The organism is Flavobacterium ustbae, assembly GCF_003946915.1.
GTDB lineage: Bacteria > Bacteroidota > Bacteroidia > Flavobacteriales > Flavobacteriaceae > Flavobacterium > Flavobacterium ustbae.
Map to the genome: position 1 here is coordinate 274,770 of NZ_RPOC01000001.1, position 18,724 is coordinate 293,493.

Annotated in this window: 9 protein-coding genes; all 9 read right to left on the reverse strand. The window is 36.6% G+C overall.

Features of this window, described 5'->3' with window-relative positions:
- Positions 1-12: 12 nt before the first annotated feature.
- A complete protein-coding gene (locus EG814_RS01255; protein WP_206430283.1) occupies positions 13-732 on the reverse strand; it encodes a helix-turn-helix domain-containing protein in 720 nt (239 codons plus the stop codon).
- 139 nt (positions 733-871) lie between these two features.
- Positions 872-3,274, reverse strand: a complete 2,403-nt coding sequence (locus tag EG814_RS01260; protein WP_125718105.1) for a glycoside hydrolase family 95 protein — start codon at positions 3,272-3,274, stop codon at positions 872-874.
- Positions 3,275-3,528: 254 nt separating this feature from the next.
- Complete coding sequence (locus EG814_RS01265) at positions 3,529-5,475, reverse strand: sialate O-acetylesterase (RefSeq protein ID WP_125718107.1); 1,947 nt, start codon at positions 5,473-5,475, stop codon at positions 3,529-3,531.
- A 116-nt stretch (positions 5,476-5,591) separates the two neighbouring features.
- Complete coding sequence (locus EG814_RS01270) at positions 5,592-7,094, reverse strand: cellulase family glycosylhydrolase (RefSeq protein ID WP_125718109.1); 1,503 nt, start codon at positions 7,092-7,094, stop codon at positions 5,592-5,594.
- Between the two features lie 104 nt (positions 7,095-7,198).
- Positions 7,199-9,436, reverse strand: a complete 2,238-nt coding sequence (locus EG814_RS01275; RefSeq protein ID WP_125718111.1) for a glycoside hydrolase family 3 C-terminal domain-containing protein — start codon at positions 9,434-9,436, stop codon at positions 7,199-7,201.
- A 240-nt stretch (positions 9,437-9,676) separates the two neighbouring features.
- Positions 9,677-11,257: a GH39 family glycosyl hydrolase gene (locus tag EG814_RS01280; RefSeq protein ID WP_125718113.1), complete on the reverse strand. Its 1,581-nt coding sequence runs from the start codon at positions 11,255-11,257 to the stop codon at positions 9,677-9,679.
- Positions 11,258-11,283: 26 nt separating this feature from the next.
- Positions 11,284-13,440 (reverse strand): glycoside hydrolase family 3 C-terminal domain-containing protein, encoded by a 2,157-nt coding sequence (locus EG814_RS01285; protein ID WP_125718115.1) that lies wholly within the window; start codon positions 13,438-13,440, stop codon positions 11,284-11,286.
- A gap of 190 nt (positions 13,441-13,630) precedes the next feature.
- The gene (locus EG814_RS01290) at positions 13,631-15,637 is read right to left on the reverse strand and encodes a glycoside hydrolase family 97 protein (protein WP_125718117.1); all 2,007 of its coding nucleotides are present in this window, start codon (positions 15,635-15,637) and stop codon (positions 13,631-13,633) included.
- Between the two features lie 299 nt (positions 15,638-15,936).
- Entirely contained in the window at positions 15,937-18,336 is a 2,400-nt protein-coding gene (locus EG814_RS01295; protein ID WP_125718119.1) for a glycoside hydrolase family 31 protein, read from the reverse strand.
- Between the last annotated feature and the right edge of the window lie 388 nt (positions 18,337-18,724).

Below are 18,724 nucleotides of genomic sequence, written 5' to 3' on the forward strand. Positions count from 1 at the left end.
GTTTTAATTGAATTATAATCCAGATGCTTCGCTAACAATTACCCATTTATCTTTTGCATATCTCCATTCTGCTACATATTCACCGCCAATCGATTGGCCCGAACTTAAAATCGCGCTCCATTTGCCTTTTTCAATGGCTACCGTATCATTAACCTCGACATTTACTATCTTGATTTCAGTAAATTTAAACTTCTTTGATTCTATAGTGTAATAATTCTTAATGAAATCTTGACCACAACCTCTCGAGACTAGACAAGCATCTTCACTGTATAAATTGACTATCGAATTAATCTCTCCATTGTTAAACCATTTCACAAAATCTGCGTTCGATTTTTCTATCTGATTTCGGACTTTAGATTGGGCGAAAATCTGATTGGTTAAAGACGAAAATCCCCATACAATAACAATTATTGCTAGCGATAAAATTGATATTTTTTTCATAGTGTTTGTTTTTAAATTAAATAAATCAATAAAACTTATATAAACTTGCTCGAGCCATTTTTTGGTTCTCCGTTTATTCTCATTTTGAGATTGTAAGGAGTTTTCAAAATCAAGTTCCAATACTTCAAAAATCAACCTAACTGTATAACTTCTAGGTGTTACTTCGCCAGCTTCTATACGCTGCAAAGTTCTCACACTCAGATTACATTTTTCCACAAGTTCTTCCTGCGTAAATCCTTTTGATTTTCTGTAATCTGCAATCTTCTTTCCTAGTTCTGGTTGCTGAATCATCTTTGAAACTTTTAAGCAAATCTAAATCTTAACTTTAAAACACTTCATCAATTTTATTCGTCTTTCTCACGTCATTTACCCGCCATTTATTTTTAAACCACTATTTTCAATACATTAATTATTATTTCAATCTAAATTACTAAAAAACAACCTCTTTACTTTCTCCCTTCTTCAAAACAATTTCCTGTTTTTTATTTCCAAAAATTAAAGTTGTTTTGCCTCCTTTTTTAGAAGAAATAATCAGTTTTTGAAGATTTTTATTACTCCAATTCATTTCAATTTCAAATCCGCCACGAGCGCAAAGTCCTTTTACAGAACCTTCTTCCCAAGCGTCTGGTAAAGCAGGCAATAATCTAATTTCATTTTCGTCAGATTGGACTAACATTTCAGCAACAGCTGCAGCGCCTCCAAAATTACCATCAATTTGAAACGGCGGATGCGCATCGAACAAATTCGGGTACGTTCCTCCTCCACGTCTTGGCGTTTCGGTTTTCTTTCCGTCAGGATCAACGTATCGTAATAATTCGCGGAACATTTTATACGCACGATTTCCGTCCCAAAGTCTTGCCCAAAGATTGATTCTCCAGCCTTTTGACCAACCTGTAGTTTCGTCGCCTTTTATTTCTAAAGTTTTCTTTGAAGCTTCCGCTAAATCGGGAGTTTTCAGTGGCGTAATATGATCCCCAGGAAAAAGTCCAAATAACTGTGATTGGTGACGATGTTTCGGATCATTATCTTCCCAATCAAAATACCATTCCTGCAGGTTTCCTTTTTTACCAATCTGATACGGATGCAATTTTGCCAATGCTTTTTCTAATTTATCTCTGAAAGCAGCATCGGTATTCAGTACTTTTGAAGCTTTAATTGTTTTATCAAAGCATTCGCGAATCATTGCTAAATCGGCTGTTCCGCCGTATAATGTTGCTCCTACAAAACCATCTGCCAGTTTGTATTGGTTTTCCGGCGAAGTTGAAGGTGATGTAATTAGATTTCCGTTTTTATCCGTTATTAACCATTCCAAACAAAATTCTGCCGCGCCTTTCATTAACGGATAACCTTCTTTTTTTAAATAGTCTTTGTCCTGCGTAAAAATATAATGTTCCCAAATGTGTGTGCTCAGCCACGCGCCCGCCATTGGCCAGCAAGCCCACATTGGATCTTCTTTTCCAAATTGTCCAACGGGATTGGTCATCGCCCAGATATCCGAATTATGTCCTGCAGCCCAGCCTTTATCTACTCCATAAAAAGTTTTTGCTGTAACTTTTCCGGTTACAGAAAGATTTTTGATAAAACTTAAAAGTGATTCGTGCATTTCTGAAAGATTGGTGTTTTCTGCCAGCCAGTAATTTTCTTCCAGATTAATATTCATGGTATAATTACTACTCCACGGCGGACTCAAATGCGGATTCCATAATCCTTGCAGATTAGCCGGAACACCCAAAGTTCTGGAAGAACTTATTAATAAATACCTACCGTAATTGAAATATAGGATTTCCAGATTTTTATCTTCTTTTCCGTCGGCATAACGCAATAAACGTTCGTCTGTTGGTAAATCTGGTGCAGTTGTTTTTCCTAAACTTAAATCAACACGATTATAGAATTTTTGATAATCAGAAACATGCTTTTCTTTTAATTTATCGAATGGTTTTGCAAATGCTTTATTCAGGTTTTGTGCTGCAATTGCCACCTCATCTACGCCTTCGGTTGCGGGATTTTTATCAAATCCGTTAAAACTTGTTGCGACAGAAACATAAATGGTAACCTCCGAGGCGTTTTTTAAAGTCAAAGATTCTCTTGAACTTGTAAGTTGTCCATCTGTTTTTTTGACTTGTAACAAAGTTGTAAATCTTGTTCCTCGTTCTTTGATAGCTAAATATTTAGAAGGAACCGGATATCCTGCATTTTCATTAATTGGCGCCGTTCCGTTCATCATCAAAATATTGTTTCTGACTCCAATTTCTGATCTTAATAAACTTTTTAAATTAATATCGAAGTTCAAAGCGCCTTTTTGACTACTTGTCAGTTTGATAACCAAAACCTGATCTGGAGCCGAAACAAAGTATTCGCGTGTATATTTTACGCCGTCCATTTCATAGGTCACTTTTGATGTTCCGCTGGCGATATCCAACTCTCGGTAATAGTTTGTCGCTTTTCCTTTCTCTGAATTATTAATTTCTAATGTTCCAAGCGGAGCGTATTTTTCTGAATTTTTACCCTGAATTTTCTTGTTCAGTTCTTCGGCTAGTTTGTAGTTTTCGTTTTTTAAGGCTTCACGAATGGCCGGAATATTTTTATAAGCTTCGGGATTCATGTTGGCATTTACAGGCTCACCCGACCAAAGCGTAATATCGTTCAAATAAATTTTATCTGAATTTACACCGCCAAAAACCGTCGCACCCATTTTTCCGTTTCCTAAAACTAAGCTTTCTTCAAAGAATTCTGCGGGTTGTTTGTACCACAATTTATGCGTGGATTGTGCTTTTGCGCAGAAAGAGGTTAGAAGGAAAATGTAAAATGTTTTTTTTATGATGTTTGAATTCATAGGCTTTGTTGTTTTTGGTTTTTGTCATTCTTCGTTCCTCAGAATAACAAATGTATAAATATATCGTTCCTACGGAACTTAATTTCTTATTTTCATCTCTTCAACGGATTAAAATCCGTTGCTGCCGATATTTTGTTCCTAACGGAACATCACTTTGCAAAATAAAAAACTTTCATCAAAGAAACTTTAATTTTGTGTCACTAATTATCGCCAATCTAGTAGGAACTAAAAACTAGGAACTAAAAGCTAAGGACTTATTTACTCACTTTATAAACCTCATTTTCCGTCACCATTTCCCAATTATCGGTTCTGAATGGCGATGCTGGAAATTTCTCTTTATTAAACAAATTGATATTTGTATCATCGTCTGCCCAACCGTAATGTACGGCAAGCGGATTTTGAACCTGATCGCTCGAAACGATTATTTTGTTGTCTTTTATTATCGCTTTCGCGGAATGAAAAACTTTGTCTGCGCCTGCGATTTCAAAACCTTTTAATTCATCGTTATTTGGCGATGATAACCCGCCGCCAATGTTATCGAAAGTTAGGATGATTTGGTTTCCTTTTATTTCCTGCGATTTGTAAGTTGGCCCACTGTACACTTGTTTTTTACCGTAAAGATTATTCATGGCAATAGCTGCCAAACGCAATCCGATGTCTTGTTTATTGGTTGGGTGAATGTCTTTTGCGTTTCCGATATCGGTCGTAACCGCCATTCCGGTATTGGGTAATTTTAAAGTTTCAGATTGTGCTTCGCGAAGTTCTGCCCAACGGCTTCCTTTTTGGCTGTTTCCTCCGAACTCATCGAAAGTAGATAATTGAACGAAATAAAAAGGAAAATTACCTTGTTTAAATTTGCTTCTCCAATCTTTAATCATTAACGGAAATGCTTCTTTGTATTGTTTGGCTCTCCAGACATTGGCTTCGCCCTGATACCATAAAACACCCTGAAACGCATACGGAACCAGCGGATTTACCATCGCATTGTACAATAACGATGGATAACTGTTTGGAGAAACTTCGATTCTGACTTTTATTACATTGAATTTCCAAAGTCCGTCAAGAGGAAGATTTGTGTCTTTAAAATCGATTTTTAAATCGGATGGATCGCCGTAGATTCCGCCACCGCCGCTGTAATCGGTAATTCTAACTGCGATTACGTTGGTTCCTTCTTTCAGCACATTTGCTGGAATTTTGTAAATTCTTTTTGCATCCCAAAGATTGTTCGTTCCCACTTCAACTCCGTTTACATACGTTTTGTCTTCGTCGTCTACTTTGGCTAAATGTAAAACAGCTTCTTTTTTTGCTTGTTCTGCTGTTAAAACAACGGTTTTACGCATCCAGACAATTCCATCGATATTTCCGATCTGTTGGTTTTCCCAAAGAGATGGTACTTTTATTTCTGGCCAGTTTTTGTCTTGAAAATTTGCATTTTTAAACTGCTCTTCGTTTTCCATCGAAACCTCAAATCCCTGTACTTTTTTCAGATTGTCTAAAACCGATTTTTTATAAGTTTCAAAAATGGCATTAATATCTACGGTTGGAACATTGGCAATCATCGATTTGAATTCTGGACTGTTTTCAAAAGCTTCACGGCTTGTCCAAGTTTCTACATTCGTTCCGCCCCAAGAAGTATTGATGATTCCGATTGGGATTTTTAGTTCCGAATATAATTTTCTGGCGAAATAATAGCCAACTGCTGTAAAGTTGCCTACATTTTCTTTGTTGGCTACTTCCCATTTTCCTTGTTTTAAGTCGTCTTTTGGAGTTCCGCTTAAATCTTGTGCAACGCCAAAATGACGAATCATTGGATAATTGGCATCTGCAATTTCTTTTTCTGAATTCATAGTTTTAACAACTTGAAATTCCATATTCGATTGTCCGCTGCAAATCCAGACTTCGCCAACCAAAACATTTTTGATGGTAATTTTATTTTTTCCGATAATGATCAATTCGAATGGTCCGCCGGCTTTTTCAGCAGCTAAATCTATCGTCCATTTTCCGTTTTTATCGGCTGTTGTTTTTTTGATTTGTTTATTAAAATGCACTTCGACATTTTCATTTGCATCGGCAAAACCCCAAATCGGAATTTGTTTGTCTCTTTGGAGTACCATTCCATCAGAGAATATTAAAGGCATTCTAACGTTAGCATTAGCTATTACATTAAATATCAATAAAATAAAAACTATTGACTTTTTCATTTTTTATTTATTTAAATATTAAAAACCAGATAAGTGATATAAGTAAAATAAGATATTTATTTATTCAAAACTTATCTTTACTTATATCACTTACATGATTTTGAGGGCTTTTTTTACTATTTTAATCCGTCTTGTAAGGCTTTTAAGGCCTGAGCATCATACACGGTATTTGTACTTCTGTCAAAAAGTGACATGGTATTTACACCCAAGTTTCCGGCATCCCAATAGAAAGGAATTAGTCCATTTGCTTTTGATTTTTGCACTACATATTTTAAGAAGTAAGCTCTTGAATCTAAATGTAGTTTTAAATCATCGCCTGTTAAATTGGAACGTCTTATTGCTCCAAATTCTCCTAAAATAACTGGAATACCTTTGTCTACAAACTGGGTTTTCATAGAAAGAAAAAATTTATCTAAATCTGCTTCTTCGCCCCAAGTCGAATTTCTTGAAACATCTGTTGTGGAGTGATAGTCTTTTCCCCAGTAATAAAACATTTTACCCCAATCTGCATCTTTGTCCATTAAAGCAAACTGATATGGCGTGTAATAATGTACTTCGGCCATCATTCTGTTGGCTACTTTATCTGTTGGTAAAACCGTCATTAATTTATTAGTTTTCTCAATGTCTGTTGACGGACCTTGAACAATTAAATTACGGTAGGCATTTTTTCCGCCAGTAGAACGAACAGCATCTATAAACGTTTGGTGATAAGAAGTTAGAACCGCCATTTGTGTTGCATCTTCTACATTTGGTTCATTGGCACTTGCAAAAAGAAGATGTTCGTCAAAATCACGTAAATGCGTTGCTATTTGTTCCCAAAATGCTTTTTGCTTGGCATTGTTTGCTTCTTTTTTGGCTTCGGTTACATTGTTCTCCAACCAGCCATTGTCCCAGTGGATATTTAGAATAACATACATATCGTTGTCTACACAATATTGAACCACTTCTTTTACCCTGTTTAACCAGTCTGTTTTAATTTGCGCTTTTTCGGCATTAGCCAAATATTGGTTCCAAGAACAAGGAATTCTAATGGCATTAAACCCGTTTGCTTTCACTAAATCAATTAAAGCTTTTGTAACTTTTGGATTTCCCCACGCAGTTTCTCCGCCAGTTGCTTCTAGTGTATTTCCAATGTTCCAGCCTAACTTCATTTTTGCCGCCAATTGTACGGCTGTGCTTGACATTCCGCTTTGGTCTGCTGCAATCGGATTGGTGTTGTAGCTTGGAAATAAACCTGAAGAAACTTCGCCCGCTGCCTGAGTTACCTCAATTTTTACCGGCTTTGATTCGCTAGAACTTATAGTTATAACCGCAGTTCTCGCTGTTTTTTCTGCATTTTCTAAAGCGGTTACTTTAATAATAACCGAACCTTTTGTGCCAGCTGCCTGACTTACTTTGATCCAGTTGACAGAAGTAGCCAAAGACCATGCTGTAGCTTCTGAATTGATTGTTACATCTACAGCATTTTCTTTACTGTCAATTGCAATTTTATTGGTACTAGCCGTTAACGATTTGATTGTAGTTTCCTGCACCGTTTCTTTGTCAGAACTGCAAGCTAAAACGCTAAAAAAAGCAAAGCACAGCAAGGTACAAATTAGATAATCTTTTAATGTTTTCATTTGGTTTGGTTGGTTTAAGTTAGTGAAGTTTGTAAAATCAACGCCAACTTTTAATTAGGCTGGCGTTGATTGATAATTAGTATATAAAGAAGAAAAACAAATAATTATTTAACGTTTACCTGAATTTCTTTTTTGATATCTCTAGAAGATGTTCCTACTTTGATAGTATATTTTCCTGGTTCAACTACCCATTTTTTTGAAGTTACATCATAGTAAGCTAATTCTTTAACCGGAACTTTAATTGTTACTGTTTCTGAACTTCCAGCTTTAACAGCTACTTTTTTGAAGCCTTTTAGTTCTTTTGCAGCACGCGTCACTTTAGAATCCGATTTTGAAGTATATACCTGAACCACTTCTTTTCCGTCTACTTTTCCTGTATTTTTAAGATCAACAGCAACTTCGATAACATCGTTTTGTGCATATTCAGCTTTGTTTGTTTTTGCATTTTCTAAAGCAAAAGTCGTATATGATAATCCGTAACCAAAAGGATATAAAGGCGCTACGTTTTTAGTATCAAACCAACGGTATCCAATTAAAAGTCCTTCTTCATATTTTACCGCTTTGTCTCCAGGGAAACTGTTTGTAGCGTGTGCAGGAGAATCTTTCAATTGTTTTGGCATTGTCCAAGGTAATTTTCCTGACGGATTTACTTTTCCTAAAATAACGTCTGCCAATGCATTTCCGCCTTCAGAACCATTAAACCAGCTCCAAACTAATGCTGATGATTTTTCGCTTACTTCATTAATATCAAATGGAGCTCCGGCAATCATTACCACAATAGTTTTAGGATTAGCAGCGACTACTTGTTTAATTAATTCTTCTTGTCCGAATGGCAAGTGTAAATCTCTTCTGTCTGAAGCTTCTGTTTCGTAATCACGGTTTGAACCCGCAAAAATGATTGCAACATCTGAGTTTTTAGCTGCCTCTACTGCTTCTTTAATTTTCGCTGGATCAACTTTATCAATTGTAACCGGTCCTGTAGAAGTGATGTTTCCTAAGTTCCCTTTATTTTTTTCGTCATAACGCTCTAAATATCCTTCCGCATAATTAATTTTTACTGACGAAGGCAATCTGTTTTTAAGACCTTCAAGCGGCGTTACTTCTCTTTTTGTTTTCACTCCGGCACCAAATCCGCCCAAAGCATTTTTCTTTGTCGCATTGTTTCCAATTACAGCAATAGATTTTACTCCGTCTAATTTTAGTGGCAACGCATTGTTTTCATTTTTCAATAAAACAATAGCTTCAGCTGCAATTTTGTAAGCATCTTGGTAATGTGCTTCGGTTGCAATACTTCCTTTTGCACGTGTTCCGCCGCCCATTGCTTTAATATGAAATAAACCGCGTAAAATACGTTTTACGTGAAGATCAATTTCTTTTTCTGAAACTTCTCCCGATTTTACCGCAGCAATTAATTTATCGGCTAACCAAAATTCGTTGAATGGTTTTGGAGTTCCCATTTCGATATCTAAACCATTCTTTAGAGATTTTGCTGTAGAATGCACCGCAGCCCAGTCTGAAACTACGATTCCTTTGAATCCCCACTCGTCACGAAGGATTTTATTCAGCATATAATCGTTTTCACATAAATATTCTCCTCTAAATTTATTGTAAGCGCCCATAATGCTATAAGCCTTTCCTTCTTTTACTGTTGCTTCAAAAGCTGGAAGGTAAATTTCACGAAGTGTACGCTCGTCAATCTGAACATCTACAAAATCACGATTGGTTTCCTGATTGTTTGCTGCATAATGTTTTACGCAAGCCATTACATCTTTTTCTTGTAAACCAACTACCAACGGCACGGCCATTTTTTTATTCAAAAACGGATCTTCAGACATGTATTCGTACGTTCTTCCTCCAAGCGGTGTTCTCACCATATTGATAGCTGGCGAAAGTAACATGTCTTTATCTCTTGCACGTAGTTCTTCTCCTAAACTGGTTCCGAACGTATGCGCCATTTCTGCATTAAAAGTGGCTGCTAATGCTCCGCCTGCTGGATAATAAGTTGCAAAATCGTTTGTCCATCCTGCTGGAGCCCAGTTATCACGAGAGATTTCTTCACGAACCCCAAGTGGCCCATCAGCCATTTTTAATTCTGGAATTCCTAAACGTTTTACGCCTGCATTTGCAAACATACTGTTACCGTGAAGCATTCCGATTTTTTCTTCTAATGTCATTTGCGAAATCAGTTTGTCGATTTCCGCGTCATGTTCTGTTCCTATTTCTTTTCCTACGTATTCTTCGGTTTGATCTGTATTTGATGCTAAAGTTTGTGCATCATTTTTACAAGAAGTAAAAAATGCAAAACACAAAGCTGCCGAAAGGTATATCATTTTGTTTTTCATAGATAGTATTTTTATGTTGTTTGTGGTTTCTTGTTTTTAGTTTATTGTTGAATCTTAGCGTGTATACTTTTTTAAACACATAGAAACATAGGTTTTTGCATTTTAAAAAAAGGCGTTTCACTTGTTTAAATTCATCCCGAAACTTCGGGACTGAATATGTGTTAGAAACTAGTTTCTTTTCATTTTCTTTTTATTCACAAAGAAAAAAATCTATGTTTCTATGTGTTAAATATTTTCTGCTTATTGTTTGATTAAATTCAGCATCACAACATCATTTTCATTGATTTTGAATTCTCTGCTGAAAGTTCCTTTTCCGTCAATTGTAATTTTTTCTGTTGAAATTGGCGCTCCGGTATTTTTTTCTTTTAATGTATTTACTTGCTCACGAGTTAACTGATTTGGTTTATTCATCGAAAGATAATCAGCATAAACGTCATTTACTTTGTACCCAACTTTGTAAATTTCTAATACATATTTTCCTTTCTGCATTCCATCAACTTCAATTTTTACTTTTCCTTTTTCTTTTGATGGAAGATCTTTAATGTAATATGTTTGATTCAGTTCTTTATTTCCAGGATGTGTATTGGTAAAATCCCACAATAAAACTTGCACATCGCCTTTTGCATTTTTAGAAGTCCAAGAAGCTTTATCTGAATTTTGAAGTTCTGTTTCTCCTAATTTATTCATTAAAAAATAAGAGAAATAAGCCGGCTTTTTAATTCCCTGTGTATTCAATAATCCGAAACCACCGTGAAAGGGTGTATATCTTGGCCCCGCTTCTTCAAAAATATCAGTAAAAACCCAATACGACATTGAGTTTGCGGCATTTCCCACTTGTTTTAATTTTTGCAAAATGTATGCTGCCGAATGATAACTGTCGTGAATTGGATCTGCAGGCGTATAAGACGAGCTCCATTCTGTATAATGCAATTCAAGATTTGGTTTCGTAGATTCTGAAATCTGTTTGCGTGAATTCATAACTTCGCCACTTACACTAAATTCATCTTTACTTAATATCGTTCCAGAAGTCCCAAATTCGTCCAAATATCCGTGATTGACTCCATAAGCATGAGTCGAAATAAAATCTATCGGAACATTATTTTTTTCGCAAAAAGCAATTGTTTCCGGAACCCAAGCTGCACCGGCTGTTGCAGGCCCGCCTACCTTGTATGCAGGATTTACGGCTTTTACACCACGAACTGCGTAATCGTATAATTTATAATATTCTTCTTGTGTACTGCTCCAAAATCCAGGTGAAAGATTAGGTTCGTTCCACACTTCAAAATACCATGTTTTTACTTCTTCATCTCCGTAACGTTCTTTAAAATGTGCGGTTAGATTTCGAATTAAATCTTCCCATTTTTTATAATCTTTTGGAGGCGTTACATTGCCGCGCCACCAAAAAATAGTTTCTTTTCCGCTTGCCAAAGCATTCGGCATAAAACCTAATTCAACAAAAGGTTTCATTTTCAAACTCACAATATAATCGAACAAAACGTCTACATATTGGTAATTGTATTCTGGATTTCCCTTTTCGTCTTCGCGATAAATCGCCATATCATCTGTAAATAAACCATGAAAACGAATGTATTTAAAATCACATTCTTTTTTGACCATCGCCAATTGCTGCTGCCAATCGGCACGAAGGCCTTCATTTGCACGACCAGCACCAATACATTCTTTAAACATGGTGTTTAATTTTCCAGCCGATTTGTTATAATCAACTTTAATAATCCTGTTCTGAGCATTTGCTTCTTGTGCAGACAAATCGACGCTCGTCAATCCGATAAGAGCAAATAGCATTATGAGACTTTTTTTCATATTTAAATTTTAAAATCTTTTCTAACTTATTTAGCGTTGATATTTTTCTTCAATAAAATAACATCCGATGCAGTTCCGATCTGAATTTCGATGCTATTTTTTTCGAGCTCAAAAGTTTGTTTTGCAGTATTCCAGTATTCTAAATCTTTGGCTTTTAAAATCAAATCGACATTTTTGGTTTCTCCAGCTTTAAAGAAAACTCTTTTAAAAGCTTTTAGTTCTTTTTCCGGACGCTCTACTTTTGATTCTAATTGTTTTACATATAATTGGATCACTTCGTCTCCGTCTTTATTTCCCGAATTTGTAATGGAAACTGTCACTTTTATTTCGCCGTTTTTATCAATGATTTCCGAATCGGTTGCTACCGAATTGTATTTAAAAGTCGTATAACTCAATCCGTGACCAAAAGCATATAAAGGTTTCTTTCGGAGAAACATATACGTTCTGCCATTTCGAATGTTGTAATCTAATAATTCTGGCAGATCAGTAATGTCTTTAACCCAGGTTTGCGTTAAACGCCCCGCCGGATTGTAATCTCCAAATAAAACATCGGCCAAAGCCGTTCCCGTTTCCTGACTATTTTGGGTCATGTGTACAATTGCCGGCACATTTTCCTGAGTCCAATTTATAGCATACGGAAAACTGCTGATCAAAGCCACAACCGTTTCAGGATTGGCCTGATAGACCACTTTTATCAAATCTTCTTGTTCTAAAGTCAAAGACTGACGGTCAACCGCTTCTTTACCTTCACTTGGCACCGGACAATTGGCCCAGCCCGCATTACAAACTGGATGATTCCCGACAATTACAATTACGGCATCGGCTTTTTTAGCAATCGTAGCTGCTTTTCCGTCAATGTTATTTTTGGCGTAAAGAATTTCTACGTTGTTCCCTAATTTGTTTTTAATTCCATCTAAAGGAGTAACCATATAAGGAGGAGTTCCGCTGTACCAGTCCAAAAGCACTTCATCTGCACGCGGCCCGATTATAGCGATGGTTTTTAATTTTTCTTTTTGTAAAGGCAAAAACCCCTTGTCGTTTTTTAATAAAACAATTGATTTTTGAGTTGCCTCTAAAGCTATTTTTTTATGTTCTGATCTTTTCCAAGGATCGATTGTATCTTTTTCTTTTCCAATTTTCGAATACGGATTTTCATCTGAAGCATCCAGCATTCCCAATTTAATCATCACTCTGTAATTGCCTCGCAATACTTCGTCAAGATCTTTTTCTTTTAAATATCCGTTAGAAAGCGCTCCATAAATTCCTTCTGTAAATTCATCCAAAAACTGATTGATTCCCGCTTTGATTGCGGCTGCAGCTCCCAGATTTTTATCGGCATAATATTTATGGTCTGAAAGCAAAAGCTTGAAAGCGCCTCCATCGGTACAAATAATTCCGTTCTGTCCCCATTCTTTCTGCGTGATATTTTTCAGCATCGGATGCACCATTGCCGGAATCCCGTTTACTTTATTATAAGCCGCCATGTAGGCACGCGAACCGCCTTCGACAACACCCATTTGAAAAGGCAATGCGTAATACTCACGCCATAGTCTTTCGTCAAAATCAGATGATGTATAGGTTCTTCCATCTTCATTGCTGTTGGCTAGAAAATGTTTCATTAAAGAAGCCGTTTGCCAATATTTCGGATGATTCCCTTGTAGTCCTTTTACAAAAGCAACCGTCATGGTTCCGTTAAAAAATGCGTCTTCCCCATAACTTTCTTCTGTACGACCCCAACGTGGATCTCTAGCGATATCGGCATTTGGAGCGCGAACAACCAAACCGCCACGATTGTATTTTTGCAATGCAAATCGCGCTTCGTAACCTTCAACATTTGCCACTTTTTGAAGCAGTTCTGTATCCCAAGTTTCTCCCAAACCGTAAGCTTGAGGAAAAGTGGTTGTGGTTAACGGCTGTTTGTTTTTACCGCCCCATTCTCCAGGTCCGCCCAAAGCCAAACCATGCAATCCTTCTACATGTCCTGTACCAATTACGCCCAATCTTTTTACGGATGGATTGGTGCTTAAAGCCTCTACTTTCTCATCAAGCGTCATAAGAGACAGCAAATTGTCAATACGCTTTTCAGTATCTAAATTTGGATTCTGAAAAGGATATTGCTTTTGTTGTGATACGACCACATTTGCAGATAAAAGAAAAATGATATAGAAAATGCCGTTTTTCATTTAGAAAGAGGATTGGTTTTATTTGGTTTCGGAAATAACTAATCTAATATTTTATTACGTTTAGTAAACCCGACAGTCCCGAAGCATCGGGATAAAAACCTGTCGGGTTTAATTCTTAACGTTTAAACTATATGTTAGACGCACAGCGGTGCGTCTCTACAATGTGCGTGTCCTAAAAAAAATAGAATGATTACAACTTCTTAAATCTCACAGCACCACCTCCGGCACCGCCTAAATTCAATTTTAAAGAATCAGTAGATTTTACTGTTTTCTTAGAAATTGCTACTGCTTCTGGATTATTCTTTTGATTTGTTCCTTCGGCGTCTACATAAATCTGAGCTTCGTAAGTTGCATTTGGATCTAAGAATGATAGTGAAACATTTACGTTTCTTGGATTTTCATTTGTCAAAGTTCCCAAATACCAATCAGCACTATTTCTGTCTTTTCTTGCCGTTGTGATGTATTCCCCAATTTTTCCTTCTACAATTTTAGTGTCTTCCCAATCTGTTGGAACATCTTTTAAGAATTGTAAAGCTGGTTTTCCTTCGTAGTTTTCAGGAAGATCGGCCAACATTTGAATTGGAGAATAAAGCACTACATACAATGCCAATTGCTGTCCCACTGTTCCCTGAATTCTTTTTCCTGGATAACCTTGTTTTACCTCAACATCAAAAATTCCAGGTGTAAAATCCATTGGCCCTGAAAGCATTCTTGTAAACGGAATAATACTCAAGTGATTTGGCGGATTTCCTTCGCTCCAAGCGTTATATTCCTGTCCACGGGCAGCCTCTCTCGAAACCATATTTGGGAAAGTTCTTCTTTCTCCTGTATCTTTAATTGATTCGTGGTATAAAACCGCTAAATCATATTGTGCTGCTTTTTCTAAAATGTATCTGAAATAATTCACTCCAAACTGTCCAAAGTGCATTTGTTTCATGTTAAGTTTAGAACCTACGTGACCAATTTTTACGGTATGGATTCCTAATTTTTTGTATAAAGCAAAACCTTCGTCAACTTGTTTTAAATAATTGATTAAGTTAGAACCTGTTTCGTGGTATCCAATTAATTCAACGTTTTTGCTTTTTCCGTAAGCTACTACTTTTTCTAAATCGAAATTGTCAGCACTTTTCGTAAAGCTGAACATGTGCATACGGTTTTCGTACCAACCTGGCGTCCAACCTTTGTTCCAGCCTTCGATTAATAAATGATTGAAACCTTCTTTTGCTGTAAAATCAATATATGTTTCGGCATTTTTAGTTGTTGCACCTTGTTTGTCACTTTCCCAGAAAGTATATTTTCCAATGTGCATTCCCCACCAAATTCCTAAATATTTATAAGGTTTGAAATAAGACGCTGTATTTTTTAATTTGTTTGGTTCGTTTAGGTTTAAAACCAAATAAGAAGTAATCAATTCGCCTGGATTTTCTCCAATTTGAATGGTTCTCCAAGATGATGTGAAAGTCTCTTTAACGCGAACTTTAATTCCGTCAGGCCAAGGCACTAAGTCAGATTTTAGTTCTGTTCCTTTCGTGTTTACCAAAGTCATACTCGCAAAATCGATTAGGTTTGCTTCGTGGAAACTTAATGCCAATCCGCTTTTGCTTTCAATTGTTAATGGAGTCAAAACCGTATCCAATTTACTTACCGGCGCATCTTTAAATAAATATTCGTCGCGGTTTTCCAAATTTGCTGGAATCCACCACGCTTTTCCATCTTCTTTTAAGTTAAAAGTTGTTTTTTCATCTGTAATGAAAATACTGTCTTTTACATTTTGTTTTGGATAAACATATCGAAATGCAACTCCGTCATCAAAAGCACGAAACTGAATTTGTAGTTTACGTTTGTTTCCAGTCTTTTGCTGTAAGTCAACTACCAGTTGATTATAGTGATTTCTAATGTTTTTCTTTTCTCCCCAAGCTTGTTCCCAAGTTTCGTCAAAGGTTGAAGTTTTTGCGCCTTTTATTTCGAAATTGGTGCTTAAATCTTCATTTCCTTTCAATACAAATCCCATTTCAGACGGAGAAATCACTTCGGTTTTTCCGTGAGAAACAGCGTATTTTGGAGCATTTTTTATAAGCTCAAATTTGATTTTGTTTTGTCCGTTTGGCGATGCCAGTTCGTAGGCATTTTTTGTTTTCTGGCTGTATCCGATTGTAATCGAAAGCAGTACGGCTGGGAGAATTAGATAGTTTTTCATGTTTTTTGGTATTATGTTTTTTATGCCACGAATTCACGAATTTTATTAATTAAATCTGTGGCTAGATTTTTTTTGCCACTCCCGATAGCTATCGGGATAAAATGATTCGAAAGATTTTTTTCTTTTCTCTCGCTCCCGATAGCTATCGGGATAGCAGATTGAGCAGATTTTTTTTAATCTTTTTAATCCTTTTAATCTGTGGCTATATTTTTTTTGCCACGAATTCACGAATTATAAAAAACTTAATTCGTGAATTGCTTCGCCTGTTCGCTATCGCTCGGGTTGTGGCTATAACTTTTTTACTTAATCCACTCCGTTTTAAAAGTGGTTTTTCCGTTTAATGGATTCGTGTTTACGTCGAAATTGTTTCCGTTTTTGGTAACTTTAATTTCTTGTAATGCGTCTCCGTTTGGCAGATACACTTTCGCGGAAGCGGTATTTGTTTTATCACTTGCAAAAACTTTCAAAGTCAGTTTGCTCCAATCCATATCTTTGGTAGACTGTGCTAAACCGATATGCGGAATTGCAGTTCCGTCTTTTACTAAAACTACGATTGGAATTTCGCCCGCTTTGATTTTATGCCAGCCTGATTGGTATACTTTTTTGGTTTGATAGTCGATCCAAGTTCCTTCAGGAAGGTAAACGTCTCTTTCTTCAACCTCTTCAAAAAGTGGTGCAACCAACATACTTGAACCAAATAAATATTGATTGTCAACTAGCCAAGCGCCCGGATCGTTTGGATATTCTACAAATAAAGCACGCATCATTGGCAATCCTTTTTCTGAACTTTCTTTTGCCTGAGCATAGATGTATGGCATTAATTCGTAACGCATATTGTCTGCTTTTCTAAATCCTTCTAAGAAATTTTTGCTGTACAACCAAGGTTCACGAGGCGGTTCTCCATGGCTTCTTACGTGCGAAGTCAACATTCCAAATGGTGTCCATCTTCTGTAAATATTCTCAGGAGATTTTGTTGCGAAACCTCCAACATCATGACTCCAGAAACTGAAACCCGAAAGACCTAATGAAAGTCCGCCGCGTAATTCTGCCGACATTGCTCCGTTTGTTGTTTCAGAATCTCCTCCCCAATGTAACGGATAACGCTGAGATCCTGCCCAAGTACTTCTCGCCCAGATTAAGGTATATCCTTTTTCTTTCTGCGTGATTTCGGCAACAGCTTTATTGTAACGCAACGGATATAAATTATGCTCGTAGAAACCCGTTCTTCCAGAATGGTAAATTCCGTCTGGCGGTGCAGCTTCTCCAAAATCTACTTTGAAAACCGCAACGCCTTCATCAAATAATTTTTTCAATTTTCCTTGATACCAAGAAATCGTTTCAGGGTTTGAGAAATCCAGAACAGCATCTTCGTAAGGAAGATTCCCTTTTCTGTCTCTAACCGCTAAATTCTTGTCCATAATTTCTGGGAACAAGGTGTTTTTTGGAGTGAAATATGGTAATTGCCATAAACAAACTTGGAAACCATCTTTCTTTAAATCAGACATCATTTTTGTTGCGTCTGGAAAACGAGATTTTGCAAACTCATAATTGTTTCTCCAATCTACATCAAACCAACCCGTATCAAAGTGAATTACATCTGTTGGGATTTTATATTTACGTAAATCTCTGGCAACGTCACGTCCTTCTTTTTCTGAGAAATAGGTAATACGGCTCATCCAGAAACCAAATGACCAAAGTGGCGGCATTGCAGCTTTTCCAGTCAAATTGGTATATTGATCTAAAACGTCTTTTGGTTCTCCGATAAAGAAAAACAAATCGGCTTCGTCATCTCCAATGTACATTTCGTTGGCACTAGAAAAGTACTTTCCGAAGTCCACTGTAATTGGTGTAGAATGGTGCATGAAAACCCCATAACCACGACTGCTCATGTAAAACGGAATCGGTTTGTACATCGTTTCATTTTGGATTCCGTTCGCGTCATCCGTCCATAAAACTACTTTTTGACCGCGTTTGTTGAATTGTGTAAATGATTCTCCACAACCAAATATCTTTTCGTCTGGTTCTAAGCTAAAAGCAGCGCCCATACTTCTCGAATAATCGCTGTTTCTTCTAACATAAGAAAAAGGAAGTGTCGGCGTATAGGTATTTTTAAAATCGGTATCGTGAAGCGTGCTTGTTAGCAATTTCCCTTTTTCATCGTAGATTTTTACGTGCCAAGGTTTTGTCAAAATTTCGACTTTTCCGTGTTTACTTGTATAGCTGTGACCGCCTTCAATTTTAGCATATTTCCATAATTCTGGGTGATTCGGAGCAACTCCGTCAACCAACATTAAAGATTCTTTTTGCGGGTGAAACTGCGGACCAGAAGTGGTTTTAATTCTAACGGTTCTGTCAGATACAAACTGAATTTCAAAAGGCAAAACCGGAGATTCTGCGTATTCTGTTGTAGGGAATTCGTTTGCTTTTTCCACATCTGGTTTCATCATCATGTTGTTGAAAGCCTGACGGGTTTTGTAATTGTATCTCAAATATTTAATGGTTCCTTTTCCTGTTGCAGGATCAAAAGATGCCAATTCATCTGCAAAATAAAAAGTATTCAGATAGTTTTGAAAATCTTTGCTGATATCGATCGGTGCGTTTAATACGTCTGCATTCTGTATTTGTGCTGAAGCATTTGGAACGGTTAGAAGTCCAAAAGCACAAATCGAGAACAGGGTTTTTAAATGTGATTTTTTCATTGGTTGTTGTTTTATTTTCCATCCTGCAAGGTTTTCAAAACCTTGTAGGTTTAAACTTTTACTGTTTATTTTTTAACACATAGAATCATAGCTTTTCTTTGTGTCAAAAGGCATTTCATTTGTTTAAATTCACATAGCTATATGTGTTAGAAACTAGTTTCTTTCCATTTTCTTTTTTCCAGAAACAAAAAATCTATGTTTCTATGTGTTTATTTTTTTTGCCACTCCCGATAGCTATCGGGATAAAATGATTCGAAAGGATTTTTTTCTTTTTTCTCGCAGATTTGCTCCGCCTGTTCGCTATCGCTCGGGTTGCAGATTCAGCAGATTTAATCTTTTTAATCCTTTTAATCTGTGGCTATATTTTTTAACCACAAATTGCGCAAAT

What these genes read in the sequence shown, in the direction of transcription:
- EG814_RS01265 (WP_125718107.1), bottom strand. Translation starts at nt 5,475, where the DNA reads ATGAAAAAGTCAATAGTTTTTATTTTATTGATATTTAATGTAATAGCT.
- EG814_RS01285 (WP_125718115.1), bottom strand. Translation starts at nt 13,440, where the DNA reads ATGAAAAACGGCATTTTCTATATCATTTTTCTTTTATCTGCAAATGTG.
- EG814_RS01280 (WP_125718113.1), bottom strand. Translation starts at nt 11,257, where the DNA reads ATGAAAAAAAGTCTCATAATGCTATTTGCTCTTATCGGATTGACGAGC.
- EG814_RS01270 (WP_125718109.1), bottom strand. Translation starts at nt 7,094, where the DNA reads ATGAAAACATTAAAAGATTATCTAATTTGTACCTTGCTGTGCTTTGCT.
- EG814_RS01260 (WP_125718105.1), bottom strand. Translation starts at nt 3,274, where the DNA reads ATGAATTCAAACATCATAAAAAAAACATTTTACATTTTCCTTCTAACC.
- EG814_RS01290 (WP_125718117.1), bottom strand. Translation starts at nt 15,637, where the DNA reads ATGAAAAACTATCTAATTCTCCCAGCCGTACTGCTTTCGATTACAATC.
- EG814_RS01275 (WP_125718111.1), bottom strand. Translation starts at nt 9,436, where the DNA reads ATGAAAAACAAAATGATATACCTTTCGGCAGCTTTGTGTTTTGCATTT.
- EG814_RS01255 (WP_206430283.1), bottom strand. Translation starts at nt 732, where the DNA reads ATGATTCAGCAACCAGAACTAGGAAAGAAGATTGCAGATTACAGAAAA.
- EG814_RS01295 (WP_125718119.1), bottom strand. Translation starts at nt 18,336, where the DNA reads ATGAAAAAATCACATTTAAAAACCCTGTTCTCGATTTGTGCTTTTGGA.